25 protein-coding genes and 1 pseudogene are annotated in these 26,887 nt (G+C 51.1%); 15 read left to right on the forward strand and 11 right to left on the reverse strand.

Translation table 11 applies throughout. The annotated features are described in order from the left end of the window. Positions 1-2: 2 nt before the first annotated feature. Both dnaN and dnaA read right to left on the reverse strand, forming a co-directional pair. A complete protein-coding gene (gene dnaN / locus FRIGORI9N_RS08195) occupies positions 3-1,109 on the reverse strand; it encodes a DNA polymerase III subunit beta (protein ID WP_159569350.1) in 1,107 nt (368 codons plus the stop codon). Positions 1,110-1,337: 228 nt separating this feature from the next. Beyond that, positions 1,338-2,726, reverse strand: a complete 1,389-nt coding sequence (dnaA, locus tag FRIGORI9N_RS08200; RefSeq protein WP_159569725.1) for a chromosomal replication initiator protein DnaA — start codon at positions 2,724-2,726, stop codon at positions 1,338-1,340. Between the two features lie 271 nt (positions 2,727-2,997). Between dnaA and rpmH the strand changes: the two genes are divergently transcribed. From rpmH to mnmE, 5 genes are all read left to right on the forward strand, one after another. Then, positions 2,998-3,132 (forward strand): 50S ribosomal protein L34, encoded by a 135-nt coding sequence (gene rpmH, locus FRIGORI9N_RS08205; RefSeq protein WP_008247028.1) that lies wholly within the window; start codon positions 2,998-3,000, stop codon positions 3,130-3,132. A 105-nt stretch (positions 3,133-3,237) separates the two neighbouring features. Further along, positions 3,238-3,525 carry a ribonuclease P protein component gene (locus FRIGORI9N_RS08210; RefSeq protein WP_236550824.1) on the forward strand — a complete coding sequence of 96 codons (288 nt, stop codon included), beginning with the start codon at positions 3,238-3,240 and terminating at the stop codon, positions 3,523-3,525. Continuing rightward, entirely contained in the window at positions 3,462-3,737 is a 276-nt protein-coding gene (gene yidD, locus FRIGORI9N_RS08215) for a membrane protein insertion efficiency factor YidD (protein ID WP_201301428.1), read from the forward strand. Before FRIGORI9N_RS08210 ends, yidD begins: the two co-directional genes overlap by 64 nt. Before the next feature lie 28 nt (positions 3,738-3,765). Beyond that, positions 3,766-5,460 (forward strand): membrane protein insertase YidC, encoded by a 1,695-nt coding sequence (yidC, locus tag FRIGORI9N_RS08220; protein WP_159569354.1) that lies wholly within the window; start codon positions 3,766-3,768, stop codon positions 5,458-5,460. Continuing rightward, complete coding sequence (gene mnmE / locus FRIGORI9N_RS08225) at positions 5,432-6,811, forward strand: tRNA uridine-5-carboxymethylaminomethyl(34) synthesis GTPase MnmE (RefSeq protein WP_159569356.1); 1,380 nt, start codon at positions 5,432-5,434, stop codon at positions 6,809-6,811. The genes yidC and mnmE overlap by 29 nt, the downstream gene beginning before the upstream one ends. A gap of 9 nt (positions 6,812-6,820) precedes the next feature. Here the strand turns inward: mnmE and FRIGORI9N_RS08230 are convergent, their stop codons facing one another. Then, a complete protein-coding gene (locus FRIGORI9N_RS08230) occupies positions 6,821-7,222 on the reverse strand; it encodes a hypothetical protein (protein WP_159569358.1) in 402 nt (133 codons plus the stop codon). A gap of 224 nt (positions 7,223-7,446) precedes the next feature. On the opposite strand from FRIGORI9N_RS08230, the gene FRIGORI9N_RS08235 reads away from it, so the two are divergent. After that, complete coding sequence (locus tag FRIGORI9N_RS08235) at positions 7,447-8,103, forward strand: response regulator transcription factor (protein ID WP_159569360.1); 657 nt, start codon at positions 7,447-7,449, stop codon at positions 8,101-8,103. A gap of 7 nt (positions 8,104-8,110) precedes the next feature. On the opposite strand, the gene FRIGORI9N_RS08240 is transcribed toward FRIGORI9N_RS08235, so the two are convergent. The 5 genes from FRIGORI9N_RS08240 to FRIGORI9N_RS08260 form a co-directional block, all read right to left on the reverse strand. Then, positions 8,111-8,710, reverse strand: a complete 600-nt coding sequence (locus tag FRIGORI9N_RS08240; RefSeq protein WP_159569362.1) for a hypothetical protein — start codon at positions 8,708-8,710, stop codon at positions 8,111-8,113. Positions 8,711-8,717: 7 nt separating this feature from the next. Then, a complete protein-coding gene (locus tag FRIGORI9N_RS08245) occupies positions 8,718-9,170 on the reverse strand; it encodes a hypothetical protein (RefSeq protein WP_159569364.1) in 453 nt (150 codons plus the stop codon). A gap of 140 nt (positions 9,171-9,310) precedes the next feature. Then, positions 9,311-12,307, reverse strand: a complete 2,997-nt coding sequence (locus FRIGORI9N_RS08250; RefSeq protein WP_159569366.1) for a hybrid sensor histidine kinase/response regulator — start codon at positions 12,305-12,307, stop codon at positions 9,311-9,313. Positions 12,308-12,343: 36 nt separating this feature from the next. Then, a complete protein-coding gene (locus FRIGORI9N_RS08255) occupies positions 12,344-13,018 on the reverse strand; it encodes a response regulator transcription factor (RefSeq protein WP_159569368.1) in 675 nt (224 codons plus the stop codon). Continuing rightward, the gene (locus FRIGORI9N_RS08260) at positions 13,015-13,212 is read right to left on the reverse strand and encodes a hypothetical protein (protein WP_159569370.1); all 198 of its coding nucleotides are present in this window, start codon (positions 13,210-13,212) and stop codon (positions 13,015-13,017) included. Before FRIGORI9N_RS08260 ends, FRIGORI9N_RS08255 begins: the two co-directional genes overlap by 4 nt. Before the next feature lie 51 nt (positions 13,213-13,263). Between FRIGORI9N_RS08260 and FRIGORI9N_RS08265 the strand changes: the two genes are divergently transcribed. Further along, positions 13,264-13,752, forward strand: coding sequence for a hypothetical protein (locus tag FRIGORI9N_RS08265; protein ID WP_159569372.1), 489 nt, complete (start codon positions 13,264-13,266; stop codon positions 13,750-13,752). 13 nt (positions 13,753-13,765) lie between these two features. On the opposite strand, the gene FRIGORI9N_RS08270 is transcribed toward FRIGORI9N_RS08265, so the two are convergent. Both FRIGORI9N_RS08270 and FRIGORI9N_RS08275 read right to left on the reverse strand, forming a co-directional pair. Further along, the gene (locus FRIGORI9N_RS08270; RefSeq protein ID WP_159569374.1) at positions 13,766-16,144 is read right to left on the reverse strand and encodes a GAF domain-containing protein; all 2,379 of its coding nucleotides are present in this window, start codon (positions 16,142-16,144) and stop codon (positions 13,766-13,768) included. A gap of 196 nt (positions 16,145-16,340) precedes the next feature. Continuing rightward, positions 16,341-16,724: pseudogene (locus FRIGORI9N_RS08275) on the reverse strand (DUF1499 domain-containing protein); the annotation flags it as partial. Between the two features lie 66 nt (positions 16,725-16,790). Here FRIGORI9N_RS08275 and FRIGORI9N_RS08280 point away from each other — a divergent pair. Further along, a complete protein-coding gene (locus tag FRIGORI9N_RS08280; protein ID WP_159569378.1) occupies positions 16,791-17,060 on the forward strand; it encodes a TIGR03643 family protein in 270 nt (89 codons plus the stop codon). Between the two features lie 39 nt (positions 17,061-17,099). Continuing rightward, positions 17,100-18,128, forward strand: a complete 1,029-nt coding sequence (locus tag FRIGORI9N_RS08285) for a hypothetical protein (RefSeq protein WP_159569380.1) — start codon at positions 17,100-17,102, stop codon at positions 18,126-18,128. Positions 18,129-18,135: 7 nt separating this feature from the next. On the opposite strand, the gene FRIGORI9N_RS08290 is transcribed toward FRIGORI9N_RS08285, so the two are convergent. Then, positions 18,136-18,741: an MOSC domain-containing protein gene (locus FRIGORI9N_RS08290; protein ID WP_159569382.1), complete on the reverse strand. Its 606-nt coding sequence runs from the start codon at positions 18,739-18,741 to the stop codon at positions 18,136-18,138. A 258-nt stretch (positions 18,742-18,999) separates the two neighbouring features. Between FRIGORI9N_RS08290 and FRIGORI9N_RS08295 the strand changes: the two genes are divergently transcribed. The 6 genes from FRIGORI9N_RS08295 (at position 19,000) to FRIGORI9N_RS08320 (ending at position 26,802) form a co-directional block, all read left to right on the forward strand. Beyond that, positions 19,000-20,841 (forward strand): phosphoenolpyruvate carboxykinase (GTP), encoded by a 1,842-nt coding sequence (locus FRIGORI9N_RS08295; protein ID WP_159569384.1) that lies wholly within the window; start codon positions 19,000-19,002, stop codon positions 20,839-20,841. 98 nt (positions 20,842-20,939) lie between these two features. Continuing rightward, a complete protein-coding gene (locus FRIGORI9N_RS08300) occupies positions 20,940-21,740 on the forward strand; it encodes a TSUP family transporter (RefSeq protein WP_159569387.1) in 801 nt (266 codons plus the stop codon). Between the two features lie 697 nt (positions 21,741-22,437). After that, the gene (gene mnmG, locus FRIGORI9N_RS08305) at positions 22,438-24,390 is read left to right on the forward strand and encodes a tRNA uridine-5-carboxymethylaminomethyl(34) synthesis enzyme MnmG (protein WP_159569390.1); all 1,953 of its coding nucleotides are present in this window, start codon (positions 22,438-22,440) and stop codon (positions 24,388-24,390) included. A gap of 5 nt (positions 24,391-24,395) precedes the next feature. Next, positions 24,396-25,064 (forward strand): 16S rRNA (guanine(527)-N(7))-methyltransferase RsmG, encoded by a 669-nt coding sequence (rsmG, locus tag FRIGORI9N_RS08310; protein ID WP_236550849.1) that lies wholly within the window; start codon positions 24,396-24,398, stop codon positions 25,062-25,064. A 30-nt stretch (positions 25,065-25,094) separates the two neighbouring features. Then, positions 25,095-25,871: a ParA family protein gene (locus FRIGORI9N_RS08315; protein WP_159569392.1), complete on the forward strand. Its 777-nt coding sequence runs from the start codon at positions 25,095-25,097 to the stop codon at positions 25,869-25,871. 49 nt (positions 25,872-25,920) lie between these two features. Next, on the forward strand, positions 25,921-26,802 hold the full coding sequence (locus FRIGORI9N_RS08320; RefSeq protein ID WP_159569394.1) for a ParB/RepB/Spo0J family partition protein: 882 nt from the start codon (positions 25,921-25,923) through the stop codon (positions 26,800-26,802). Positions 26,803-26,887 lie beyond the last annotated feature (85 nt).

Raw genomic sequence — 26,887 nt, forward strand, 5'->3', positions numbered from 1 at the left:
TTTTAGATACGCATGGGCATGACGACGTACTTGAAATCGTCTTTGCCTGGGGTGGTCACCAATGCACTGCTGTTTCCGTCTTGCAACGTGAACTGCACGGTTTCCGACTTGAGGTTGTTCAACACATCCAGCAGGTAGTTTACGTTAAAACCCACATCAATCTCGGGACCTTGGTACTCGACCTCCATTTCATCCCTGGCTTCTTCCTGATCCGAGTTGTTGGCCACGATGGTCAAACCGTTCGCACCCAGCACCCAGCGGATGCCGCGGAACTTGTCACTGGTCAGGATGGAGGCACGTTGCAAGGAATGCAAAAGTGCGTCACGCGCAATCACCACGTGGTGTTGGTGGGTTTTTGGAATAACCCGCTGATAGTCGGGAAACTTGCCCTCAACCAGCTTGGTGATCAGGGTAATGTCCGAAAAAGTGAATTTGGCCTGGTTGCTGGCCAAATCAATGGTCACAGTGTCGTCGGTGTCGTTCAACAAACGCGACAGCTCAAGCACTGTTTTACGCGGAATAATCACTTCATGCTTGGCGGTACCGCCTTGACCAGGCGCGTCTGCATAGGCCAATCGGTGTCCGTCAGTGGCCACTGCACGTACACACGCGCTTTCAATGACCAACAAAACACCGTTCAGGTAGTAACGCAGATCTTGTTGAGCCATGGAAAAATGAACCATGCCCAACAGGTTTTTCAGCATTTTTTGCGGCAAGCTGATTTGTGTTACCCATTCTTTGGGTTCCTGCACCAGCGGGAAGTCTTCTGCAGGCAGTGTTTGCAGGGCAAACCGGCTTTTCTTGGCCTGCACGGACATTTTTTTGCCGTCCAGCTTCACCATCACATCCGAGTCTTCAGGCAGTGATCTCAAAATATCCAGGAATTTTCTAGCCGCTACCGTGGTTGCGGTGTCTTCACCCCCTGCACCCACTTCAGCACTGGTTTGAATCTGCATTTCAATGTCTGAAGACAGCAGTGTCAGCAGGCCACCCTGTTTCTTCAACAGAATGTTGGCCAACACCGGCAAGGTGTTTCGACGTTCGACGATGTTGCTGACGATTTGCAGTTTTCGAACCAATGCATCGCGTGAGCTATGAATTAATTCCATTTAATATTTCCTTATAGGATTAGTTAATAGAGTTGATTCAATTCTGTGGACAACTCTATTTTTCCCTTTGAATTGAGCTTCTTAGGTTCTTTCACAACTGGTGTAGAACTTCTGGGACTCGATCTGCATACTGTGGATAACTTTTTTCGATTTTCCGAAGTTCTTTTTTTTCTGTGGATAACTCGCATTGTTGTGCACGGTTGTTACACAGTTATCCACAATTCTAAATCAACCCTTTAAGGTTTGGTCCAATACATGTAGCGCATGGTTCAACTCTGAGGACTGATTTCGCAATTCCGATATCTTATTGACGGCATGTAGCACCGTTGTGTGGTCTCGTCCCCCAAACAATTCACCAATTTCAACGTAACTTTTCTCGGTGAGTTCTTTGGCCAGGTACATGGCTACCTGCCGCGGCAGCACAATTTGCGCTTGCCTGCGCTTGGAGAACATGTCTGCCACCTTGATTTTGTAATAGTCAGCCACGGTTTTCTGAATGCTTTCTACAGAAACCTGTCCATGGTGCACAGAAATCATGTCACGCAATGCTTCACGAACCAAATCCATGGTGACCGGCTTGTTGTGAAAGCTGGCAAAGGCCATGATTCGACGCAAGGCACCTTCCAGTTCGCGAATGTTGCTGCGCATGTGCTTGGCCACGAAAAAAGCCACATCTTCTGAAAACAATATTTTTTGTTGTTCAGCCTTTTTCAGCAGAATGGCAACTCGCATTTCAAGCTCGGGCGGCTCAATGGCCACGGTCAAGCCGCTGTTGAAACGTGAAATAAGGCGGTCATCCATGCCCTGAATGTCTTTGGGATAGGTGTCGCTGGTGATGATGATTTGCTTTTTGGCTGCAATCAATTGTTCAAAGGCATAGAAAAACTCTTCTTGAGTCCGGCTTTTGCCACCAAAAAACTGAATATCATCGATCAGCAGCAGATCGAGCGAATAATAAGACCGCTTGAATTCTTCAAATGCCTTTTTTTGATAGGCTTTGACCACATCGCTCACATATTGCTCGGCGTGAATGTATCGAATTTGCGTGTTGGGGTTTTGCTCAAGCAGGCGATTGCCGATTGAGTGAATCAGGTGGGTTTTGCCCAATCCCACGCCGCCATAGAGAAACAGCGGGTTGTAGGAGACGCCCGGGTTGGAGGCCACTTGTTCAGCCGCCGCCCTGGCCAGCTGGTTGGCTCGGCCCGACACGAAGTTGGAAAAACAAAGGTCGCGGTTCAAGCGGCTGCGTTCGTAGACCGTGGCGGCGATTTCGTCGCGCCTCACCGCGGCAACCTTGGGTGCGCCCTGAGCTACAGCTTCGCTGTTGTTTTTGGCAGCGGCCGGGGGTGGGGCCATTAATGGGCTGGCTTGTTTTGCGGCCACTTGCCATTGAATGGCCATGTCGCAGCCAAAAAATTCAGTGGCCAATTCATTGAAACGACCGCCGAAATTGTTCAGTACCCAGTCCAGTTTGAACCGGTTGGGTGCAGCCATGTGCAGGCTGGCGGTGTTTTCATCAAATTCAACCACAGTCAGTGGTTCGATCCACAGTTTGATCTGTTGGGCTGGAAGTTCTTTCCGAAGCGCTTCAACACAGTGGTTCCAGAATTGATCAATCACGTTATGAACAGCCTTATTATTCGGATGAACTGCTTTGCAGGAATTAAAACTTAGCGCTCCATTGTATCCAAACCCCCACGGATTGAGTGAGTGATTGGCAGGCTTCACGCGAACTTGCAGATTTTTCTAGGTTTTTCCCGAATTTGCCTCTATACTTTCGGGTTCCCTTGGTGTGAGCTTCGATCTTTACCGGCCGCGCCTTCGGGACCAAACCAGTTTTACCCTATTTTTCGCCAAATTTTAAGCCCATGTGGGCCAGAGGCTTGCCATGAAACGCACTTATCAACCTTCTAAAGTTCGCCGTCAAAGAACACACGGCTTTTTGGTACGTTCACGCACCCGTGGTGGTCGTGCCGTGCTGCGCGCACGTCGCTCCAAAGGCCGTGCACGTTTGTCCGTTTAAGCCTGGTGCTTTGAACATTCTGAATTGCACAGGGTGGGTTCCGGGTCGCATGCGACAAAAATTACTCGATCTGAAACATTTGGTGGTCTGTTAAAAACACGGCCAGTGGCCAAAACAGATCGATTGATGCTTCACGCGCTGTTTGAGGATACCCCACCGCAATTTGGAATACTGATTCCCAAGCGTCTGGCCAAAAGGGCCGTGGACCGGAACACGCTAAAACGCTTGATCCGCCATGCCTGCCAAGACGCACTGGGCAACTACCAAGGCAAATTTCTGGTTCGCTTAAGCAAACCAGTGTGTGCAGTAGGTCATTCAGATCGAGCGGCATGGTGGACAGAACTCCAACAACTTTTCAACGATCTCTCACGGCGCGTGCCATCACAGCATTGATCCGCGGTTATCAGCTTGCTGTTAGTCCCCTTTTCCCGCCTTCTTGCCGTTTTTACCCCAGTTGTTCGGAATACGCCCTTGAAGCAGTTAAAATTCATGGCGCATGGAAAGGCGCGGCTTTGTCTTTTGGCCGCATTTGTCGATGCAACCCCTGGAATGCTGGCGGGCTGGACCCTGTTCCCGAAGCACGCAGCACCAGTCACGACTCTTAGTCATTAAGCTCAGTAATTAAGGATTTAAATGGAAACGCGCAGGTTAGTCCTCTTGATGATATTCAGTTTGTCTCTCATCATGCTTTGGGACAATTATCAGGCTTCTATTGGTAAACCCACTTTGTTTGGTCTTAGCACGGGCTCACAAACCAGTAACAAGGGCGAGGTCGCCAAACAATCTGAAGGCTCCAACACTGCCAATGATTTGCCACAGGCTGCAGCACCAGCAGGCACGGCTAGCGTTCCAGCGGATCCCAACGCGATTGTGGCAAGCGCCACCGAAACCGCACCCGCTGCGCAAACCATAACTGTGAAAACCGATGTGCTTGAACTTCAGTTTTCAAGCCAGGGCGCACAACTGATTTCTTCCAAACTGCTGGATCACCCCGCCGCAGAAAACCCTGAATTGCCAGTTCAACTGTTTGAGCAAACAACCAATCGAACTTACGTAGGCCAAGCTGGTTTGGTGGGCGTGCCAGATGCACCCAACCACCGCACCTTGTTTGACCTGGTGTCGGGTTCTACAGAATTCGCGCCCGGCCAGGATCAGTTGAAATTGGTGTTCAAGGCCACCAGTGGCGGTGTTGAAAACACCGCTACGTATACTATTTTCAAGAACCGCTACGACATTGATTTGGTCATCACGGCGCGCAATGTAGGCACTGAACCTGTTTCACCCAGTGCGTATGTGCAAATTACCCGCGACGGTAACCCCCTTGAAAGCGATTCTTCCCTGTATGCCACCTTCACTGGCCCGGCTGTTTACACACCCGAGAAAAAGTATCAAAAAATCCAGTTTGAAGACATTGCTGACCGCAGTGCCGAATATGTGAAAACAGCTGATTCAGGCTGGCTGGCAATGATTCAGCATTACTTTGTATCGGCCATTATTGGTCAAGATGGCCCTCGAGAGAATTACACGCGACAAGTGGATTCCAATTTGTACTCCATTGGCTTGGTCAGCAGCCTGGGCAACCTGGCGCCTGAGCAATCGGCCACCTACACCGCCAAGTTGTACACCGGCCCTCAGGATCAGGGTGTATTGGAGGCATTGTCCCCAGGCTTGGATCTGGTCGTGGATTACGGCTGGTTGACCGTGATTGCCCAACCCATTTACTGGTTGCTGGAAAAAATTCATGGTTTTGTAGGAAATTGGGGTTGGGCCATTGTTGTGCTCACCATTTTGATCAAGCTGGTGTTTTTCCCCTTGTCGGCAGCCAGTTACAAATCCATGGCAAAAATGCGCAAGGTGGGTCCGCGCATGCAAAAACTGAAAGAGCAGTATGGCGATGACAAAATGGGTTTTCAGCGCGCCATGATGGAAATGTACAAGCGCGAGAAAATCAACCCCTTGGGTGGTTGTATGCCAATTTTGGTTCAGATCCCCGTATTTATTTCCTTGTATTGGGTTTTGCTTGCCAGCGTTGAAATGCGCAATGCGCCATGGCTTGGCTGGGTTACCGATTTGGCGGCACCCGATCCCTTTTACATCTTGCCGGTGATCATGGCGGTGACCATGTTCATTCAAACGAAATTGAATCCAACACCACCCGATCCTGTTCAAGCGAAGATCATGATGGTCATGCCCTTGGTGTTCTCGGTCATGTTTATTTTCTTCCCGGCCGGTTTGGTACTTTACTGGGTTGTAAACAACATCTTGTCCATTGCCCAGCAGTGGGTAATTACGCGTCAAATTGAGTCTGCACCAGCCACCGCACGGTGATCCCATCGTGGCCATCGCCACCGCGCCCGGCAAGGGCGGGGTGGGGGTGGTGCGGTTTTCATTTCCTTCCCCTTCCGATTTTCATTCGTTTTGTACGGCTTTTTGCGGCAAGTCGCTTAAAGCACGCATGGCAACGCTGTTAACACTTCGAGACTTTGAGCAACATGCCATCGACGAAGGCATCGCGCTACTTTTCACTGCGCCAGCTTCGTTCACAGGTGAACATGTACTCGAATTTCAGGGTCACGGTGGGCAAGCGGTATTACAAGGTGTGGTGGCCCATGCACTGGCATTGTCCAGGCAGTTGAAGATTCCCTTGCGGCATGCCATGCCCGGTGAATTCACGCAGCGCGCTTTCTTAAATGACAAGCTCGACTTGGCGCAGGCCGAGGCGGTTGCCGATCTGATCGATGCAGGTTCAGTGGCCACAGCCAAAGCAGCCGCCGCTTCGCTCAGCGGTGTATTTTCAAAACAGGTGAATGAACTGGCCGATCGCATTGTTCATTTGCGTTTGTTGCTGGAGGCCACGCTGGATTTTCCCGAAGAGGAAATCGAGTTTCTTGAAAAGGCAGATGCCAAAGGGCAGCTTGCTCAAATTTTGAGTAATCACAAGGAATTGCTGGGCGCAGCGCAGGAAGGTGTGAAGTTTCGTGATGGCTTGCAAATCGTGTTGGTGGGTGAGCCCAATGTGGGCAAATCGAGTTTGCTGAATGCCTTGGCTGGCGAAGAGGTGGCGATTGTGTCGGCGATCGCCGGCACCACGCGTGATCGGATCAAACAAGAGTTGAATATTCGCGGCATTCCCCTTGTTTTAGTAGATACAGCCGGTCTGCGCGATACGTCGGACGAGGTTGAGAAAATTGGCATTGAGCGAACGCGCAAATCAGTCGAAGAAGCGGATTTGTTGCTGATCCTGAAAGACGCAACGCAATGGCCTCAAGATTTGCTGAACAATCAACTTGGATTGCCGGTGCATTTGCCTACCTTGACAGTCTTGAACAAAGTGGACTTGCTGCCCCAGGTGCCGCAGCTGCCGCAAGATGTTTTGCCGGTTTCTGCCAAGAATGGTTTGGGGCTGGAATTGTTGAAGGACGCAATATTGACCAAGGTGGGCATTGCCCACACGCCAGATCATGGGTTCATGGCGCGTCAACGCCATGTGGATTCACTGTTGGTGTGCGGAGAACATTTGGCAGTTGCGCACGAGTTTGCGCAACAGGATGACCGGATTCTGGATTTGTTTGCCGAAGAGCTGCGCCTTGCTCATGACGCCTTGGGCGAGATCACCGGGCGCATGTTGCCCGACGATTTACTGGGTTTGATATTCAGCCGGTTTTGCATCGGCAAATAAGTGGTGACGTTAGTCGCACAACACCAGTTGTGGGTCAGCAAATGCCATTTGATCGATAAGCTCGGATTCCTGTTCGAACACCGCACTCAAAAATACCAACTGCTCACACAGTGATTCAATTGATTCATCGTGGCTTTCCGGGTCCAGGTGAACCACCTGTTGGGTGCGCTCAACCTCATCAAGGTATTGGGCCATCAGGGTTTGCAAGGTTGGCTTGTTCAATGCCCAAGTCTTGAGTTGAACTACCAAGGCAAATCGCGCTTGGGCAGAAGTGGTCTTGCGCAATTGTTGCCCAAAATGTTTCAGGCCATGTGCTACGTTGTCCAGCTCCATGGTGACGCGTGCTTCACACTGGCGGAAATAGAGTGGTTCGCTGTCATTTAAGTGATGCTGGACCAGTGCAATAGTCATGATGGCTTGCTCCGTTAAAATTTCGGTATGAGTCCATCTTACGGAGTTGAAAACTCCTGCCCATTCCGTGAAATGAGGATGCTTGTTTCTGATGCCCCCCCGAAATGCGGAACCCTTTGTAAAAAAAGGCAAAATGCGGACTTAATTGTTACGGTGAATTCAGGTACTCTTTGGGTGGAAGAAGAGACCCCAAGGTCCTGTGTGCCCGACTTAGCCTGCGAACAATGAAAAATCATAAAATATTGGTGCTCGAAGATCACCCGCTAATCTCCATGGTGATTGAGGATGTGTGCAAAGACATGGCGCCGCATACCCAAATTCATGTGGTGACCAGTCTGGTTCAGGCTCGTGAGCACGTGTTTGAAAAGCCCGATCTGATTATTTTTGATCTGACCCTGGTTGATTCCAAAGGGCAGGAAACCATTGATTGGCTAGACTCCATGTTCCCGAAGGTATGTGGCCTCATTTACACGGGTTTTGTGAGTGAAGCCATTCAAGCCCGTGCTGCACAGTCTGGTTACTCGGTTGTAGAGAAAACCTGCAGCCAGTCGGCTTTGGCTCATGAAATAGAATCGGTGCTGTTCAAGTCGGGCATTTTGAATGGCAGTTCTTCAGACAGTGCACCAGCCAATGAACACCAGTCGAACATTGTGGCTTATCCCGGTGCCAAACCTTTGACTTGGCGACAAGTGGAAATCATGCGAATGACGGCCGAAGGATTGTCTGCAAAAATGGTGGCCCAGCGCATTGGGCTGAGCCCTGAAACCGTTCGGGGGCACATTCGGGAAATTTTCAAACGTCTGGAAGTGTCAAACAAGGCGCAAGCGGTGAATGTATTCTTGAAAGCCGAGCGCAGTGTGAAAATGAAGCTGAGCGACTAATACCGCGTCAATGGTTGGGATGGGGAACGCGTTTTAAATCGACACCCACGGTCAAGGTTCCAATCATGTTTTCTCCATCGTAAACCGGTACGCTAACCTGGGCGATCATGGCCTTGGTGCTGTCGTCCCAGCGGGCTCTGGAAATGTGTGAGTCTGGCTTTTTGGAAGGTCGGCTGCTGTCGAATATCGCTGTGAATTTTTTCTCATCGCCCTGCCAGTAGTCGCTGGTCACAATATTCATGGCCACAGTTTCACCCTGGTTACCCGTCAGAATGGCTTCTTTAAAGTAGCTTTGCCTGTTCATTTCCTGGCTAAGCAAGGCAGACGCCTTGGACTCCTTGATTTGTTCAGCTTCTGGCAGACGGCCTTTCAGTTTGATCCATTTTCTATCCAGTTCCATGATCTGGGCTTTGCTCAGTTGGCGTGCGTTGGCCGCTTTGACGGTCTCGATCACTTCCGGGCTGGCGGCAATTGCTTTGATTTCCTTGATCAATGTGCCCGCACAAAATGCATAGGCACCGGCGCTTGCCAAGAACAGAACAATCAATAGCAAACCAAAGCGCGGTAGTTGCCCTTTGCATTCAAATTTTGCGCTGTACTTGTCCATGTTTTGTTTATTTGGCCAGTACCTTGATGAATTTTAATTTAGACCTCGTCGCGTGACCTTGCAACTCCTTTTGGCTGAGGTAGCCCAATGCATTTGGATTGTTGGCCAACAAGTTGATCATGTGCTGCGTGTCGCGCGCAACAGTGGGCGCTTTGCTGATACCGATGCATTCCAGCAGCCGCTGAACGGTGCGAAATTCTTCGGTTGTGAAGCCCAATGTTCCTGAAATGAATCGGCTTCGTTCAGCAAACGCGTCGTCCCGGTCAATGACAAGTACAGTGGAGTTGCCGACAGCCTGGCTTTGTCCTGTGTAAAGATCGCGCAATTTGGTTTTCGAAATTTCATTGAAATGAATGCTGCTGGAGCCTACCAACACCACATCGGCGCGAGCCACGCCGGGGGCACCGACCATCGTCAACAAAGCGAGGCTGGTAATTACTGAATGCAAAAAATGTTTCACGTCAAACCCTTGAAAATACTTTCACTACTTTGGGTAAGTTCTTGACACTACAAATACTAGGAACTTTTTGTTTTGTTAAATCTTGTGAACTCAGTGTAAAACATGCCGTGCATGAAAACAATTGTTTGCGGCGGCGCTTGTCAATGTTTTCCAAACCGGTTGATCAGGACCAGAATTTTTTCAGCTTCATCCACGATTGTCGGCCAAATATCCTTGATTTCGGTCATGACCATGGTTTGTGCTTCGGGGTCTTCCAGCGCTTTGTCCATTCTTGAAAACTGTTGTTTGACGCTTTCTGTTCCCAACATGCCCAGTACGCCTGCCAAGGAGTGGATTTCCCGTTTAAGGGTTTGAATGTCATTGGTTTTCACGCAATCTTCCAGGCGTTCCAGCAGGTTTTCACTGGTTTGCAAAAACTTGCCCAGGTATTTCGCCATTCGTTCGGGTTCAAAACTGTCCATCTTGAAAATTGTGGAGTGACGCGGGCTGTTGGCGGGTTCGGTCGCTGTTGACGCGTGTTCCGACAGGGGCAGTCGTGATGCTTCAGGTCTGCTTTCAAACCCGGTCAATACACCCTCTGTGTTGCGCAAACAGCGTTTGATGGCGTCGAACAGGTTTTTCTCGTGGAAGGGTTTGGTGAGCACATCGTTGATGCCATGTTCTTCGCAGCGGACACGGGTTTGTTCAAAGGCGTGAGCAGTCAATGCCATGATCGGTGTGACGCAATGCACCGCGTTTTCCCGCACCCAGGTGGCCAGTTGATAGCCATCAACGAAGGGCATTTCCAGATCCGAAATCATCAGGTCGAAAGGTTCTGGTGTATTTTTCAAAATCTGGATGGCTTCGCGTCCGTCTTTTGCACAGCGGATCTGATAATTTCTCGGACTCAGGAAATCGAGTAGCAATTCCATGTTGAGTGGGTGATCTTCCACAATCAGCAGTTTGGCCGAGCGCGCTTCAGCGGCATTGCTGGTTTGCGTTTCACTGGTTTTGCTTGCCTTGCGCACAGTGGCGGTTTTTGTGGCTGCAGCAGGCACAGTTTGCTGAACCTGTCGCTCGGCCAGCTTCATCAGGTGCACGGGCAAGATGGGCGTGGTCAGTACACGGTTGTTGGGGTCTGCGCCGTGAACGCGTTGTAGTTCGGTTGCGTTGCGGTTGGACAGCCAAACCAGATTGTTGTTGTGGTGCTGGTGGTGGGCCTTGAGCAAGGACAGCAGTTCGGGGGAGGTCGCAGCAATGTCGCTGTCGATGAACACAATGTCCTTGGCTTCAAACGGGCGTTGGTCGGTGATCAGTTCTTCCGCGGAGAGGGCCGCCAGTGGTACATAAAATTGATCAAGAATGCTCGATATGGAGCGGTGTAGCTTCTGATCCAAAGAACAAATGTAGGCACGTTTGATGTCTGGGCTGTGCAGCAAGTTTGGATTGCGGGCTGGTGCTTCTGCTTCTTGGGTTTTCAGGTTCAAGGTGAAGTAAAACACCGAACCACGACCTGGCGTGGAATGGGCGTGGATATCGCCTTCCATCAGATGCACCAATTCTTTGGCGATGCTCAGACCCAAGCCGCTGCCACCAAACATGCGTGTGGTGCTTGAATCGGCTTGCGTGAATTTGTCGAATACGCGTTGCAGCTGGTCTTTACTCATGCCAATGCCGCTGTCGCTGACGCTGAATTGCAAGGTAACCTGATCATCCAGTTGCTTGAGTACTTTGACCGTCAGGTTGATGTGCCCTTCGCTGGTGAACTTGATGGCGTTTCCGATCAGGTTTTTAAGAATTTGACCCACGCGCAGGGAATCACCGACGAGGCGGTTCAAGGTAGATTGCAGGCCTTTGCCTTGCAGGGTGTACAGCAGGCGAATGTTTTTATCGAGTGCCGAGTTGCCCAAGGTGCCGAACACTTCTTCCAGAACGTCGTCGAGCCGGAAGGGGCGTTGCTCCAGCTTGAACATGTCGGATTCAATTTTTGACAGGTCGAGAATGCTGTTGAGCAGGTGCAGCAGGTTGTCGCCAGACAGTTGAATTTTGCTCAGGTAGTCTTTCTGTTTTTCATTCAGATCAGTTTTCAGCGTAAGCGCTGTCATACCAAGAATCGCATTCATGGGCGTGCGAATTTCATGGCTCATATTGGCCAGGAAGGAGCTCTTGATTCGAGACTCATTTTTTGCCCGTTCTTTTTCGACGTTGGCCAGGCTGACTTCTTCCAGTGCCTGCTTTACGCGTTCGCTTTTTTCAAGATCACGCTGGAATGAACGAATCATTCGGTTGAATGCGCGAATCAACAAGTTGATTTCATGGGAGCCCGTGCGGTTGTTCACGCGCACGGTGTAATCGCCCTTCATGATTTCTTCGCTGGCGTTGTACAGCGAATTGATCGGATCAATGACCTTTTTCTTGATGGAGACCAATCCGACAAACAGGCCCAGCAAGAAAAGCAGGGTAAAGACCACGTCCAGGTAAACACTGTAGGTGAGCTCTTTGCGTGAGGAATCGATCAAGCCCAGATAGCGACTTTTTTCGCGCGCAATGAAACTTGATAATTCGGCTGAAAGTGCATTGGTCAATTCGATGTGTTCACGATCAAACAACACGCCGAATGTTTCTTTCACCTCGGGGGGTGACAGGTATTGGCCTTCCTGTTTGTCTACGAAACGGGTAATGCCGCTGGCAAACGCGCTGAGTTCGTTTTTTTCGAGTTGGTGGCGAAGGTCCAGAATACGTTCGATCACTGGTTCGTTTTCAGTGATGAAGCGAAGTGAGTACAGCCGCTCACTGAGATTTTGACCAATACCCCATGAGACCGAGGAGTCTTTGTTTTGACCCGTGATGACATCAACCCAGTAGTCAGCACCTACTTCATCGGTGTAGATTCGGCTGCCGTTGTGTAACCCGACAATGTCTAGGTAGTGGTTGATGTACTCAGGGTTTCGGCTGGCTGCGTACAGCAATACCAGCTTTCGCATGGCTTCGAACTCGGCAAGCGTGCGCGTTAAAATGGCTTCGTCAGAGGCCCACGCCCGGTAGTAATCTTCTTGCACGGTTTGCTGGTGAATCGAAATGCTCTTCACACCGATGCCGAAAATCGAAAACACCAGAATGAGTAAACCAAATATTCGAATCAGCAGGGTTAGTTTCATGGGCCAGCCTTGTTATTGGAATTGTTCGGCCCCAGCTCACTGACTTTGCGCTTCTTCAAGTAATCGCGATTGTCGTTCTGCTTTGGTAAAAATGGACACGGCATGAGCCCGATTCTGAGCACCTAGTCTAACAAGTACTTCGCGCATGTGGGCACGAACAGTCTCAGGACTTAAATTCATGTCTCGTGCGGCTTCTTTGGCGGTCATGCCCACTGCAATTCTGCGCATGATTTCAACCTGTCTCCAGGTCAGCGGTTTTTTCGAGCCTGGTGCAATGATATTCGACTGAAATTCATTTTTGGACTTCATCTTGTCGGCGCTCATTCCTTCCGGGCAGCTAAGGCCAGTGGCCATGAGACCTTTCATGACTGCATTCAGCAGCTCATGGTAGTCGGCTGATTTGCGCACACAGGGAATTTCCATCTCGCCCAGTTCCTGGAGGATGTCATCGTGTGTGGTGCCAGTGAAGGCCAACAGTTGTGAAAACGGAAACAGGTTGCGTACGCGTCGGGCGGAGTTCACTCCTTCGCAGTCAGGCAGGTTCAAATCGAAAATGACCAGTCGTGGGTTTTCGTGAATGTGTTGTTCGCTGGCCTGGATAGTCGGTACTTTGAGCACAGTCAGGTCTGGCGCATGCTCGGTCAGCATGTCGGCTAGCATCATGGATACCAGCGGGTGATCTTCAATTAAAAGTACAGCGTTGGGGTTCATTCGGCAACCTCCCAATTTGTTTGCCAGAAATAAAAACCGGTATGACCGATATCTTCAAATGATGTTACGTGTGAACCCTCGAAGCGATGCCCCTTCATTTGGAGGATGGCTTCATTTGAAGCGTGCAGGTACAGAAAGTCTTGTCCCTCAAATAGGGGGGGATCTCTTTGTGCTGATGGTGGTTTGCTGCCCATCCACTAACCTAACGGTATTGTGTCTAAATGCCGTTTGGCCAGGTGAATGTTGTGAGTGAGTCGGAATCAAAACCGCTGGAAGTTTGGGTCGCTGAAGATTCACCTTTTTACCGTTTGGTGGTCGAAGAGGCGATTGAGGAAATTGCCAAAGTCACTTACCTGTCAATTTCGCTGACAGTATTCGAGCGTTTTGGAGACATACGGGCAGCCTTTGACCAGGCCGAACGAGGACTTCGGTCGCTGCCTTCCGCGGTGTTGTCTGACCTTCATTTTCCCGACAATGCGCACGATGATTTGCAAGACATTCTTGTCTTTTACAGCAGATATGTCCATGCAGTTCCAGTGTCGTACATGTCATGCAATCTTGAAAGTCTGGAGCTTGCTGAAAGCCTGGCCGAGAATCGTTCGGATGCTTTGCAGCAAGCCCGGTTCTTGCGCAAGGACACTGCCGAAACAATGACCAATCTGGTCAAAACCATTCATGCCATGGTGTTTGCGCCACGTACGCACCATTCAAGTCTTGGTGCCACGCTGGCCTGAGCTTGTTGATCGATTAGTTCTCAAACACCCGAAATACAATCAGGAAACACGGTGCATTGCGCGCGGTGTCCAAAAATGGTGAGATCAGGATGTCGCACGGCATTTTGTGCCCCGGGTTGATCTCGTATTCTGTTTTCACAAGAATTTTCTGACGACTTAAAAACCCGACCAGCAACTGACGGTAGTGTCGCGTTGGTATGCGTCCGTGTATCAGGTGATAGGGATTGCGCCCCAACCATTTGTCACGCCCTTGGCCCACAAATGTTTCAAATGCCGAATTCACGTACAGCAAGCCAAAGGGATCTTTGGTTTTCCGAATGTCGTTGGTCACCATAATGACTTCGCGAATTTGCTCAATCGCGGAATTCAGCATGTACAAGTCGCTGCTTTGATTTTTGCGTTTGGTGATGTCTTTTATCAGGATGGTGTAACCCGTACCTGATCTGAAAACACGCAGCGAAATCCAGCGTTTGATGAATCCCACAAACTGTTCAACAGATTTCGAAAAGCCAACCTGATTGACGTTTTCCAGCAATGCGGCAAACTGGTTTTTGTCCAAGTCCGGGATTAATTCATTCAAAGGCATTGCGTGCACAAAAAGTTCTTTGTCTTTTTGCAGCAAGGCTTTCGCATTGCGGTTCACAAAGCTGACATTCAGGCTTGAATCGATTTCAACAAGGCCATCGGTAAGGTTGTCGACGATCAGGTTGTAGGTCAGCAGATTTTTTTCCAGACCCTGTTCCATTCGCCGTGTTTCAGAAATATCCACAATCGAACCGTATAGTCCCATGGGCACGCCATCGTCACTGATCGAGGGGCGAATCATCATGCGAAACCATTTCTTCTTGTCGTGTTGTCCAAGTGATTCAAATTCAAGACTGGCGGGTTTGCGGTTGTTGATGCACTCAATAAAAAGCACGGCGATATTTCTGCCAGACAATTTGGAAAGAATAGAACTCAGATGGAAAATGGAATTCAGTGAGTCTTTGTTCGAGCCAAGTACTTCGCGCAAAATTTCAGTGGTTTTAAGCGATCCACTCTCCAGGTGGTAATACCATCCACCTACCTTGGCGAGGGTGCCTGTCAGGTTCAACAGGTTTTCATCAAAAATGGATTTTTGGACTGACGATGACTTGTTGATCATCGCAGTAAAGCTGGCGATGACAGACGGCTTTTTGAATGCGGTGAATCCTTTCTTGGGGCATAGCGCCATGCGAAGCCAAGTGCTGTTTTCATCCTGAAAATTCAGACGCACCCAGGCTTCGGATGGTGTGTTGCTGCCAAGGCACTGATTCAGGATTTTTGAAAAGGTTTCTTGATCTTCGCCATAAAGCAGATCAATAAAACTTTCCTTTTGTTTTAATTTTGTGAATTCATTGTCATCCGCACTGGCCAGCCCGGTGATTAATCCTTGGTGATCCAGCGCAAGGCGACCTTTTACAGTTTCCCTTAAAAAAGATTTGGGAAACTTTTTCAGATCAAGGTTCGGCTCCATCCGTGGAAGGTTGCCGGGGTCCGCAGCAATCTCGGGGTGAAGCGTTTCCAGGGATGGATCACTGATTTTTTTTACCAAACCAAACAAGCGTATGTCGTCTGCATTGCCGCTGTCATAAACCTGTTCTTCAAAGCGAACAATGTCGCCGCTGGGCAAGCAGACGCGATAGGTAAATGCGATGCCGTCGCGTTCCAGTCGCGCTTTCTCAACCATTTTCCGATCTTCTTCAATGGGCAGATTGTTGAACCAGCTGGCTTGCACCACCGGTGTTTGCGACAGGTTCAACCATTTTTCCATGGACGGCGACAATTCGATCTGTCCGCCATGTGCTGTATTTTTCCAGCTACCCAAACCTTGGTTGTTGTAATTTTGTTGCTGTTTGGAATTCAATTCGTTTGATTCTTTGGCTTTCAGGGCACGTTCAACGAGGCTGTGTTCAACCAGTTTGGCCAGGGCAATGGCAACAGTTACTTCAGTCTTGGTCCAGATCCGAGCCGTGTCGTCGAGCAGGCAAAACGTACCGATGTTATTGCCACTCACTGAGCTGATCGGTATGCCCAAATAAGCGCGAATCCAGGGGCTGCCAAGCACAAGGGGGTTGGTCCTGAACACGGGGTGTTCCAGGCAGTCGTTGATGACATGTGGTTGTTGGTGTTGGATGGTGTGAGAGCAAATGGAAAGATCGCGTGGAACTTCTCTGACTTCAAATCCCCGTTTTGCTTTAAACCACAGGCGATCGGAATCAACAAAGGCGATAAAGCAGAATGCGCAATTGAACGCCGACAAACCGAGGTCCACCAGCGCTTCAAAATACTCTTCTTTTTCCGTGTCCAGAATTTCGAGTTGGTAAAGCTCAGTGAGCCTGACTGTCTCGTTGATTTCTTTTGGACTGCTCATTATGGAAGTGCTCCATCCCTCTTTTCTCTCGGTAACCACTTTACACTTTGTCACCCGTACGAGGGACTACACTTTTGAACTACCCAATAAAAAAAGGAGAGTTTCGTGAGTTATTGCCCTAGTGAATGCTTAATAGTACCCGCAATTGCTCTACGCGTTTCCGGTTCGCATCCAGGTCGCTATAACCTACGCGGGAAGCGGACCGCACATGAAGCAATCCACTGCCTTGGTCGACACGAAATTCAACATCATCCACGAAGCCAAACAGGTCGCTGGTAAATGTGCTGGCCATGTACTGTTCATTTGAAAAATTCACATCGCCGCCCAGTAGCTCAACAACCTCTTTGACTTTCAGCAATGGTTCGGCACCCATGCCTGGTGTAATGGGAAGTGCAGCAATTGCATGGTTATCAGAAGGCGAGCTTTCACTGCTCACGCAGTTTGGTTTGCTTGGGCAGGGCGCCAGCTGCCCATTGGTCAATCCGGGGGGGCTTCCTGTCTCGGAGTAAAGGCCAAGACCCAGGAACACAACAATCACCAAAGTGACCAACACAATCAAGCTGAGCAATGCTCTTTTCACGTAAAAGCCCCTTCTGTCATATACTGATTGTTAAATTTTCTCCAGTTTAGCGGTCAGTGAGATCAGATGTCCAAGCCTTTGCAATTTAAGTTGTCCGAAGAAGATGTTTCCCGCATTGTAGAAATGGCATGGGAAGACCGGACGCCATTTGAAGCCATCGAACTGCAATTTGGTTTGAATGAATCGCAAACCATCGAGCTGATGCGTGCAAACATGAAGGCCAGCAGCTTCAAAATGTGGCGCGAGCGCGTCTCCGGTCGCAAAACCAAGCATTTAAAGTTGCGCGGTTTTGCCGGCACCAAAGCCTACGCGCCTGGGCACTACAAAATTCGCTAATTGAGAGGCTGAAAATCAGGTTCAATCGGGAGGCCGTTAATGCCAAAGGATCAGCACAACTCGCCATTGGCTTCGCGTGGCGGGCAGGAATGGATGCTGTGGTTTGGGCGTGCGTCCCAGCACCTGCCCGATGTGCACCGTGCATTTCAGTTTTTGGAAAGCAGTTGCGAACTTCTTGATTCGGTCGAAGACGCGGATTTGAAATCCAGGCCACGCAAACTCAAACAACTCATCAACCGATTCGTGGGGCAGGCCCGTTGCCCCTCAGCGCAATCATGCGAACGTATCGCAGTGCGAACCCAGATTCTCGATGGCTGGTTGCAATCGGAGTTGCAGCGCCACCAAGATCCCAACCTGTTGGTAGAGCTGGGCGCGCATGGACTTCAGAAATTGCTGACGATCTGTGAGGGGGCCGATGACAAACATGGTTTTCTGCTGAAGGCCGTTCGGGAATTTACCCGTGACTGGTTGAATATTGTCTCCAGTCGTATAGACAATCCCATAGAGCGTGCGCACTTGGTATATCCCGTTGCCATGTTGGATCAAGCTGGTTTGGTGGACCCCTCGTGGTGGTGGAAACAAATTGCACTGTGTGACCGGCACACAGTATTGGGCTTGCTAGAGCTTGAAATCAATGAAATGAACGAGATGCAGCCCACCAGCAATGTCAGCTGGCGTTCTTTCGATAAACGCTGGCGAAGGCTGCGAGTCCGTGCGCTTCTTGAATATCTGGGTGATAAACGCTTGTTGGCCGAACTGCTCAGGAAATCGGCGGTAGATGATTTCGAGGCTGTGGTCGCCGTTCGCATGTTGCGCGACGCGGGTCGCTCTCGTGAGGCCATTGTTCAGGCCGAACAGTGGTTGCGTGCCTTGCCCAGAAGCTCCGTGTTGGCCGAAGCATTGTTCGATCTATATACCAACGACGGATGGGATGAAGAGGCCTTGGCGCTGGCCGTAACCCATTATGGCTACGACCCCAACCCGGTATGGGTTGAGCGGTTGGGTCGCTTGGTGTCGCCCGCAGCCAAAGCACAGGTCAAGGTCTGGAAAAAACACCAGACCGTGTAGCGACTTGCTAAAGCAAGTCCATTTGTCCTTTTCGGGTTTTGAAGCGGAATGATTCGAGTACGGTTTTGCCCTGCGGATTGGCAAAATGTTTCAGCTCAAGGCCGGCTTGCAAATGCCCCGTTTGAATTACTCGCAAATACCAGCCGCAGTTACCCTGTTGAATCATTTGTTTTGGCGCAGCGCCATAGCCCATGCGGATCGCAAATTTGTGACAGGGTTCGCGCGGATCCGTCACGCGAAGGCGTACCTCACCCAGCTCAAATTCGTCGCCAATTCGCACGAGTGTTTCATCAAGTCCTTCCACCACGAGGTTTTCGCCCAAAAAGCCCCAAGGCAAATCAGCGTCCAGATTTTTTTCCTGGCGTCGCGCTTTCCAGAATTCATAATGCCCGGCGGGCATCATATACACCGCCTTGTCCATGCCGCCGTGTACCGACAAATTGCACTGCTCATCGCCATGCAATCCCAGCTTTCTGAGTTCGATTGAAGCGGGGTTTTGTTCGGTGCTTACAGCCTGTTTTTTGATGCCACTGGCCTCGGTTTTAATGTCACCTGAGGCCGTTCGATAAACAAGAGGGGCAACCACGCCCGTGCAAATTGCAATCAGTTTCATGAGGCTTCCGTAGTCATTCGGTTTCGCCACTTTACATTGGCTGTGTCGGAAAGCAAACACGGTATGCGATTAGGTGATAATGCCTATAGGAAAAACTTATTTCCGTTTGCTTACAACATGTTAAACTCGGGGGCTAAGTTTGCGGATAAGCGACACATCGATCGCCCGTGCGCTTGGTGTCATGTTCCGGTCACACTGTAGAGCAACGCCAAAGCCCCCGCACAAAAGAATTACATTTGTCTATCTGGAGGTTTTAGCATGAGTGCAGTGCTGTCTATGGTCAGCCAGACCGTGCCGTCTTACGTCAAGCACAAAAAGCTTGTGGCTTGGGTGCAAGAAATTGCGGCCCTGACCGAGCCCAAGAATATTGTGTGGTGCGACGGTTCACAAGAAGAGTACGACCGCCTATGCGCGGAAATGGTTGAAGCGGGAACACTCCGTAAACTCAGCCCTGAAAAGCGTCCGAATTCCTATCTTGCCTGGTCTGATCCCTCAGACGTTGCGCGTGTGGAAGACCGTACTTATATCTGCTCTGAAAACAAGGAAGATGCGGGCCCCACCAACAACTGGGAAGAACCCGCCAAAATGCGCGCCACATTGAACGGTTTGTTCAAAGGCTCCATGCGCGGTCGCACCCTGTATGTGGTTCCATTTTCAATGGGTCCCTTGGGCAGCCCAATTGCCCACATCGGTGTTGAGTTGTCTGACTCCGCCTATGTGGTCGTGAACATGCGCATGATGACGCGCATGGGCAAAGCCGTGTACGACGTACTTGGCGAAAACGGCGAGTTCGTGCCTTGTGTACACACCGTGGGCGCCCCGCTGGAAGCCGGTCAGAAAGATGTGTCATGGCCCTGCAACCCAAGCACCAAGTACATTGTTCACTATCCTGAAACACGCGAAATTTGGTCGTATGGCTCCGGCTACGGCGGCAACGCACTGTTGGGCAAGAAGTGCCTGGCACTGCGCATTGCTTCCACCATGGGTCGTGATCAGGGCTGGCTGGCCGAGCACATGCTGATTCTGGGCGTAACAAACCCCGAGGGCAAGAAGTACCACGTGGCCGCCGCTTTCCCGTCTGCCTGCGGCAAAACAAACTTCGCGATGCTGATTCCACCCGCATCAATGAAGGGTTGGACTGTGACCACCATTGGCGACGACATCGCCTGGATCAAGCCCGATGCCAACGGCAAGCTGCGCGCGATTAACCCCGAAGCGGGTTACTTCGGCGTTGCGCCCGGAACCAACACCAAGACCAACTCCAATTGCATGGCTTCCCTGAATGCCAACGTGATATTTACCAACGTTGCGCTGACAGATGACGGTGACGTGTGGTGGGAAGGTTTGACCAAGGAAGCGCCTGCGCACCTGGTTGACTGGACCGGTCAGGATTGGACTCCAGATTGTGGTCGCAAGGCTTCACACCCCAATGCCCGTTTCACCGTGGCCGCCGAACAAAACCCGGTGATCGACAACAACTGGGACAACCCGGCTGGTGTTGAAATTGACGCGTTCATTTTTGGTGGTCGCCGTTCAACCACAGTGCCATTGGTCACCGAAGCCCGTAACTGGGTTGAAGGCGTTTACATGGCTGCAACCATGGGTTCAGAAACAACTGCTGCCGCATTTGGTCAGCAAGGTGTGGTTCGCCGTGACCCATTCGCCATGTTGCCATTCTGTGGCTACAACATGTCCGATTACTTCCAGCACTGGCTCGATTTGGGCAAGAAGTTGGAATCGTCTGGTGCCAAGTTGCCCAGTATTTTCTGTGTGAACTGGTTCCGTACCGATGCCGATGGCAAGTTCATCTGGCCTGGTTTTGGCGAAAACATGCGCGTTTTGGCATGGGCGCTTGAGCGTGTGGAAGGCAAGGGCAAGGGTGTTGATCATGTGTTTGGCACATCGCCGAGCTATGAAGACATCTCCTGGGACGGTCTTGAGTTCAGCAAAGATCAATTCGAGTCCATTACGGCGATTGATAAAGCGGCCTGGCTTGAAGAGCTTGACCTGCATGCCGAATTGTTTGAGAAGCTGAAGCACAACCTGCCGGCACAGCTGGAAGAAACCAAAGCACAAATCGCTAGCCGTTTGGCAGCCTGATTTGGCTTACACGTTTTGACTTTTTTCTGATACTCCGGAATTAGTCCTATGGCGGGCGCCCACAAGGCGCCCGTTTTCTTTTCTGCGGAAATTTTTGCATGTTCGAAAACATCGAATTGTGGGTTTTGGTTGCACTGTGTGCTGCGGCATTTGCGGCGGGCTTGATTGATGCCATGGTGGGTGGGGGCGGTTTGATCCAGATCCCGGCGCTGTTTGGTTTGCTGCCAAGTCAAGGACATGCAACTTTGTTGGGGACCAATAAAATATCAAGCGTAGTTGGCACCACATTTGCCGCTTACAAATACGCCAAGGCCATTCAGGTGCCCTGGAATGCAGTATTGCCAGCCACGGCCATGGCGTTGATCGGTGCCTACTGTGGTGCTTATATCGTTACCCAAATTTCGACTGAAGTGTTGCGTTTGATGTTGCCGCTGTTGTTGATTGCAGTGGCCGTATATACCTTTTTGCGCAAAGACTTGGGCAGTGTTCATGCGCCCAAGCTGGATAAGAATCGAGAACGTTTTTTCGGGGCCTGTGTCGGTTTGAGTATCGGCTTTTATGATGGTTTTTTTGGGCCAGGCACCGGTTCATTCTTAATGGTTGCCTTTGTGGTGTTCTTTGGCTACGACTTTCTGGCGGCCACGGCCGGAGCGAAGATGGTGAACATTGCCTGCAACCTGGCCTCGCTGGCATGGTTTGCACCAGCAGGTCATGTCATTGTTGCCTTGGGGTTGTTGATGGCCGTGTTTAACTTGGCGGGTGCGAGGGTAGGGGCTAGTCTGGCGATTCGGAAGGGTGCCGGGTTTGTGCGCAAGGCATTGTTGACGGTGGTGTTCCTTTTGATTCTGCGGACCAGCTACGACAGCTACTGGCCGTACGTGAAGGCGTGGTTGGCCTGACTGTTTCACGTGGAACACGTCGGTGAGTCGGGCTTGGAAAGATATGCAGGATTTGCTACATGGATGATCTGAGGCTTGGGTGCGACGCCAGCTGGCCTAAGCAAGCCTTCTGATTCCGGCTTGATGCTTCTTGCTTTGGGGCATGCGAAACGCTTAAGCGTCTTCGCATCGATCCCCTGGATCGCCCCGCGCTGCGAAGCCGCCGGGAAGCCTTGCAAAGCCGGCCAGCCGGGTCGCACCCAAGCCTCACCTCACGCACAACGCCCGCGTGTCGCCAGTGCGTCACAAGTCCATTTGCCAGCGCGCTCAGGCTGCAATGCCCTCGCAGCGCCGATCAAGAAAACCTGCCCTTGGTGTTGAATTCACCGTCCGTTCGGCATGGCCGAAAGCGCAGCCCGCCCGCTGTTTAGTGGGTGCGCTTAGGGCGGTTAATCAATAACAAGGGGGTATTCAGGTTTTCTGGCGAGAGAGGGTGTGCACCTGAGCAAGCTGAGCGCTTTAACAAAGTGATTGGGTGTTGCGCTGCATCGGGCGTCTCAGTTGTCTGTTTTCTGTTCCACGTGAAACATGTTCGCTTGGGCAAAATCGTGCCGAGGCATATAATTGCGCCATTGCCGCCGAATCGGGTCAGCTCGAATTCGGCATTTGAATTTTGAATCCTGTGTTGGATTCCGGCACCAAGTGCCAGGAGTGAATAATGTTTTATCCCGAAGAGTTTGATGTCATTGTTGTGGGTGGTGGCCATGCCGGTACCGAGGCTGCGCTTGCTGCTGCACGAGCGGGAAGCAAAACGCTGCTGCTGACACACAACATCGAAACACTTGGGCAAATGTCCTGTAACCCGTCCATTGGTGGGATTGGTAAAGGCCATCTGGTGAAGGAAGTTGATGCGCTGGGTGGTGCCATGGCCATTGCCACTGATGAGGCGGGTATTCAGTTTCGTATTCTCAATGGCTCAAAAGGCCCGGCTGTGCGCGCAACCCGTGCCCAGGCCGACCGTGTGTTGTATCGGCAAGCCATTCGCACTCGCCTTGAAAATCAACCCAACCTTAGTTTGTTCCAGCAATCTGTTGAAGACCTTTTGCTGGACGGCGACCGCGTGTGCGGTGCTGTGACGCAGGTGGGTTTGAAGTTCAAAGCCAAGTCGGTCGTGCTTACCGCGGGTACCTTTCTGAACGGCAAAATTCATGTGGGCTTGCAAAATTATTCTGCAGGCCGGGCAGGAGACCCCCCGGCAATTGGCTTGGGAATGCGCCTTCAAGAAATGAAGTTGCCACAAGGGCGCTTAAAAACAGGTACACCACCGCGCATCGATGGTCGAAGCATTGATTTCTCGGTCATGCAAGAGCAGCCTGGCGATCTCGATCCAGTGCCGGTGTTTTCATATCTCGGAAACACGGCCATGCACCCACGGCAATTGCCGTGCTGGATTACGCACACCAACCAGAATACCCACGACATTATCCGGGGTGGCCTCGACCGAAGTCCCATGTACACGGGCGTAATAGAGGGGGTTGGTCCTCGGTATTGCCCATCCATCGAAGACAAAATTCACCGCTTTGCTGACAAGGAATCGCATCAAATTTTCCTTGAGCCGGAAGGTTTGACCACCAACGAGTATTATCCCAACGGCGTGTCTACCTCCCTTCCATTTGATGTGCAGCTTAATCTGCTGCATTCCATCAAAGGGCTGGAAAATGCGTACATCATGCGCCCCGGGTATGCGATCGAATACGATTACTTTGACCCGCGTGCACTGAAAACCACCTTGGAAACCAAAGCCATTGAAGGTCTGTTCTTCGCTGGTCAAATCAATGGCACAACAGGTTACGAAGAAGCCGCTGCCCAGGGTTTGCTGGCGGGTGTTAATGCAGCGCTCATGGTGCAAGGCAAAGATCAATGGACCCCACGCCGAGACGAGGCCTACCTGGGCGTGCTTGTAGACGATTTGACCAGCAAAGGTGTGGCAGAGCCCTATCGCATGTTCACCAGCCGTGCTGAATACCGTTTAAGCCTGCGTGAAGACAATGCAGACCAGCGCCTCACGCCAATTGGCCGAAAGTTGGGTTTGGTCGACGACATTCGCTGGAAAGCATTCTCGGAAAAGCGCGAGGCAGTCGAGCAGGAAAAGCAGCGACTACGTTCCACGTGGATCAATCCAAAAATTGTGGCGCAAGCCGAAGCCGAGCGCGTGCTGCACAAAGGCATCGATCGTGAATACAACCTGTACGATCTGCTCAAGCGCCCGGATGTCAGCTACCAAGACCTCAGTACGCTGAGTAAAGAAAATGGCGAATTCGCCTTGAGTAATCCCTTGCAGCAAAACGATCTGGTTTCCCAGTTGGAAATCGAAGTGAAATACGCGGGTTATGTGTTGCGTCAACAGGCGGAAGTTGAGCGTGGGGTAGGCAATGAGTCAATTCGTCTTCCTGCCGATTTTGATTACGCCAGCGTGAACGGATTGAGCAAAGAAGTGCAGCAAAAGCTAAACACGCACAAGCCGGAAACGATTGGGCAAGCGGGCCGCATTCAAGGCATTACGCCGGCTGCGATTTCGCTCTTGCTGGTGCACTTGAAGAAACGGGATTTGCTGAATCGCACAGCCAATGCCACCAAGTTGTCGGACGGTACCGCGGAGCAAGTGGCTTGAATTCAGTGCATCGAAAGCCAAAGTCTGAAACCCTGGGGTCTTCAGACCAAGCGCTACTGGAAGAGGGTATTGCCTGTCTACGCCTGGGTTTGAGTGCTGAGCAACATGGGCAATTGTTCAAATATGGGCAGCTGATACAAAAATGGAACCGGGTGTATAACCTCACGGCCATTCGCAACAATCGGGAACTGGTCACGCACCATTTACTCGACTCTTTGGCGGTGTTGCCCGAACTATCTTTTGCGCTTCAGTCCACCCCCAATCCAAGAATTCTGGATGTAGGTGCGGGAGCCGGTTTGCCCGGCTTGGTATTGGCGATTGCCCAACCGGCTTGGAATGTAACCCTGATCGACACGGTTCAAAAAAAAGCGGCTTTCATGCAACAAGCCATTGCCAGTCTGGGTTTGAAAAATGCCCAGGCAGTGCATGGCAGGGTGGAAGAGTTTCAAGCAAGCCTGCCCTTTGATTTGATATGTTCCCGAGCATTCTCAAGCATCGACAACTTCATTGGGCTTGGCCAGCATGTATTGGCAGAGCACGGGCAGTTTGCCGCTTTGAAGGGGCGAGTCGAAGTCGACAGCGAAGTGCCCGCAGGTTGGCGAATTGAGGCACTTCATCCAATTGAAGTGCCATTCTTGGACGAGGCAAGGCACTTGTTCATGATTAAACGCTAAAATCAAAGCATTCATTCACAGGACAAGAAGATGGCGAAAGTTTTCTGCATTGCCAACCAGAAGGGTGGCGTGGGAAAAACCACCACCGCGGTGAATCTGGCTGCCGGTTTGGCCATGGCCAAACAGCGTGTGTTGCTGGTCGATCTCGACCCCCAAGGCAATGCCACCATGGGTTGTGGCATCGACAAGCGAAGCGTTAAACACACGGTTTACCAAGTGCTGGTGGGCATGGTGGGTGTGGCTGAAGCCACCGTTCGTGCAGAAGGCGATTTCGATGTTCTGGCGGCCAACCGCGAGCTGGCGGGTGCCGAAGTGGAAATGGTCGAATTCGAAGACCGTGAAATCAAGCTGCGCGAGGCAATTGCCCAGGTTGACGGTCAATATGATTTCATCTTGATCGACTGTCCGCCAGCGCTGTCTTTGCTCACACTCAATGCACTGTGCTGCGCCAATGGCGTGGTAATACCCATGCAGTGCGAATACTACGCACTGGAAGGTTTGAGCGATCTGGTCAACACCATCAAGCAAGTGTGCAAAAACCTGAACCCGAATTTGACCATCATTGGTTTGTTGCGGGTCATGTACGATCCGCGCATGACATTGGCCCAGCAAGTGTCTGCCCAGCTCGAAAAACATTTTGGCAACAAGGTGTTCAAAACCATTATTCCGAGAAATGTGCGCTTGGCTGAGGCCCCTAGTTACGGTGTGCCTGGCGTCTTGTTTGACAAGTCCAGCAAAGGCGCAAAGGCCTATCTGGACTTCGCCAACGAAATGGTCGAGCGGCTTGGCTTGCCCATTGCAGCTTAAATCGCGGCCTAAGCCAATTGCAGTCTAATCCAATTCAGCAGAAGAAAATATGAACGCAATCAAACGTACCAAAGGCCTGGGAAGGGGTCTGGAAGCGCTATTGGGCCCCTCCGGTGACGATGTCAACAAAGACATGGGTGAGCAGGTCATGACACTGCCATTGGGCAAGCTGCAGGCCGGTAAATACCAGCCGCGTTCGCGCATGGATGAAAGTTCCCTCCTGGAGTTGGCCGAGTCCATCAAAAGCCAGGGCATTATGCAGCCCATCCTGGTGCGGCCAATTGGTTCAGGCAAATACGAAATCATTGCGGGTGAACGCCGTTTCCGCGCATCAAAAATAGCAGGTTTGACCGAAGTCCCTGTATTGGTGCGTGCGGTTCCCGATGAGTCTGCCCTGGCCATGGCATTGATTGAAAACATTCAGCGCGAGGACTTGAATCCGCTGGAAGAAGCACTGGGCGTGCAGCGTTTGATTCGTGAGTTCAATTTAACCCACGAAGACGCCGCCCGTGCCATTGGTCGATCCCGCAGTGCAACAAGCAATATGTTGCGCTTGTTGAACCTTGCTGAGCCGGTGCAAACCATGCTGCTGGCTGGTGACGTAGAAATGGGCCACGCTCGGGCCTTGTTGGCTTTGAATGCGGCAGAGCAAATTGCGTGCGCCAATGAAGTGGTGAACAAGCGTTTGTCCGTTCGTGAAACAGAAAAGCTCGTGAACGACTGGGCCAGCGACCACGACCGGGTGGCCACCAAGCCCAAGCAAACTGCGGATGTACGTCGCCTGGAAGAGGGCTTGGCCGATTGGTTGGCCAGCGCAGTTCAGTTAAAAGCCAATGCAAATGGCAAAGGCAGTGTTACTATTAAATTCAATAATTTGGACGAACTGGACGGTGTGCTGGAGCGCATCGGATTTCCCAAAGAAGAGCTTTAACTTCTGCACCAAATCGGTGTGAAAAATAAGCCGTTTTCGTTTGACGAGGGGCCGTACAAACCCCTATAATCTGGCGGTTTGTCAA

The sequence above is a fragment of the Limnobacter sp. 130 genome (assembly GCF_902506325.1).
Lineage (GTDB): Bacteria > Pseudomonadota > Gammaproteobacteria > Burkholderiales > Burkholderiaceae_B > Limnobacter.

Coding starts and splice junctions, on each gene's coding strand:
- FRIGORI9N_RS08240 (WP_159569362.1), bottom strand. CDS start 8,710: ATGGACAAGTACAGCGCAAAATTTGAATGCAAAGGGCAACTACCGCGC.
- FRIGORI9N_RS08250 (WP_159569366.1), bottom strand. CDS start 12,307: ATGAAACTAACCCTGCTGATTCGAATATTTGGTTTACTCATTCTGGTG.
- FRIGORI9N_RS08280 (WP_159569378.1), top strand. CDS start 16,791: ATGTCCAAGCCTTTGCAATTTAAGTTGTCCGAAGAAGATGTTTCCCGC.
- FRIGORI9N_RS08260 (WP_159569370.1), bottom strand. CDS start 13,212: ATGGGCAGCAAACCACCATCAGCACAAAGAGATCCCCCCCTATTTGAG.
- FRIGORI9N_RS08285 (WP_159569380.1), top strand. CDS start 17,100: ATGCCAAAGGATCAGCACAACTCGCCATTGGCTTCGCGTGGCGGGCAG.
- mnmG (WP_159569390.1), top strand. CDS start 22,438: ATGTTTTATCCCGAAGAGTTTGATGTCATTGTTGTGGGTGGTGGCCAT.
- FRIGORI9N_RS08230 (WP_159569358.1), bottom strand. CDS start 7,222: ATGACTATTGCACTGGTCCAGCATCACTTAAATGACAGCGAACCACTC.
- FRIGORI9N_RS08320 (WP_159569394.1), top strand. CDS start 25,921: ATGAACGCAATCAAACGTACCAAAGGCCTGGGAAGGGGTCTGGAAGCG.
- yidC (WP_159569354.1), top strand. CDS start 3,766: ATGGAAACGCGCAGGTTAGTCCTCTTGATGATATTCAGTTTGTCTCTC.
- FRIGORI9N_RS08255 (WP_159569368.1), bottom strand. CDS start 13,018: ATGAACCCCAACGCTGTACTTTTAATTGAAGATCACCCGCTGGTATCC.
- FRIGORI9N_RS08290 (WP_159569382.1), bottom strand. CDS start 18,741: ATGAAACTGATTGCAATTTGCACGGGCGTGGTTGCCCCTCTTGTTTAT.
- dnaN (WP_159569350.1), bottom strand. CDS start 1,109: ATGGAATTAATTCATAGCTCACGCGATGCATTGGTTCGAAAACTGCAA.
- FRIGORI9N_RS08270 (WP_159569374.1), bottom strand. CDS start 16,144: ATGAGCAGTCCAAAAGAAATCAACGAGACAGTCAGGCTCACTGAGCTT.
- FRIGORI9N_RS08235 (WP_159569360.1), top strand. CDS start 7,447: ATGAAAAATCATAAAATATTGGTGCTCGAAGATCACCCGCTAATCTCC.
- FRIGORI9N_RS08300 (WP_159569387.1), top strand. CDS start 20,940: ATGTTCGAAAACATCGAATTGTGGGTTTTGGTTGCACTGTGTGCTGCG.
- rpmH (WP_008247028.1), top strand. CDS start 2,998: ATGAAACGCACTTATCAACCTTCTAAAGTTCGCCGTCAAAGAACACAC.
- yidD (WP_201301428.1), top strand. CDS start 3,462: ATGGTGGACAGAACTCCAACAACTTTTCAACGATCTCTCACGGCGCGT.
- FRIGORI9N_RS08315 (WP_159569392.1), top strand. CDS start 25,095: ATGGCGAAAGTTTTCTGCATTGCCAACCAGAAGGGTGGCGTGGGAAAA.
- FRIGORI9N_RS08295 (WP_159569384.1), top strand. CDS start 19,000: ATGAGTGCAGTGCTGTCTATGGTCAGCCAGACCGTGCCGTCTTACGTC.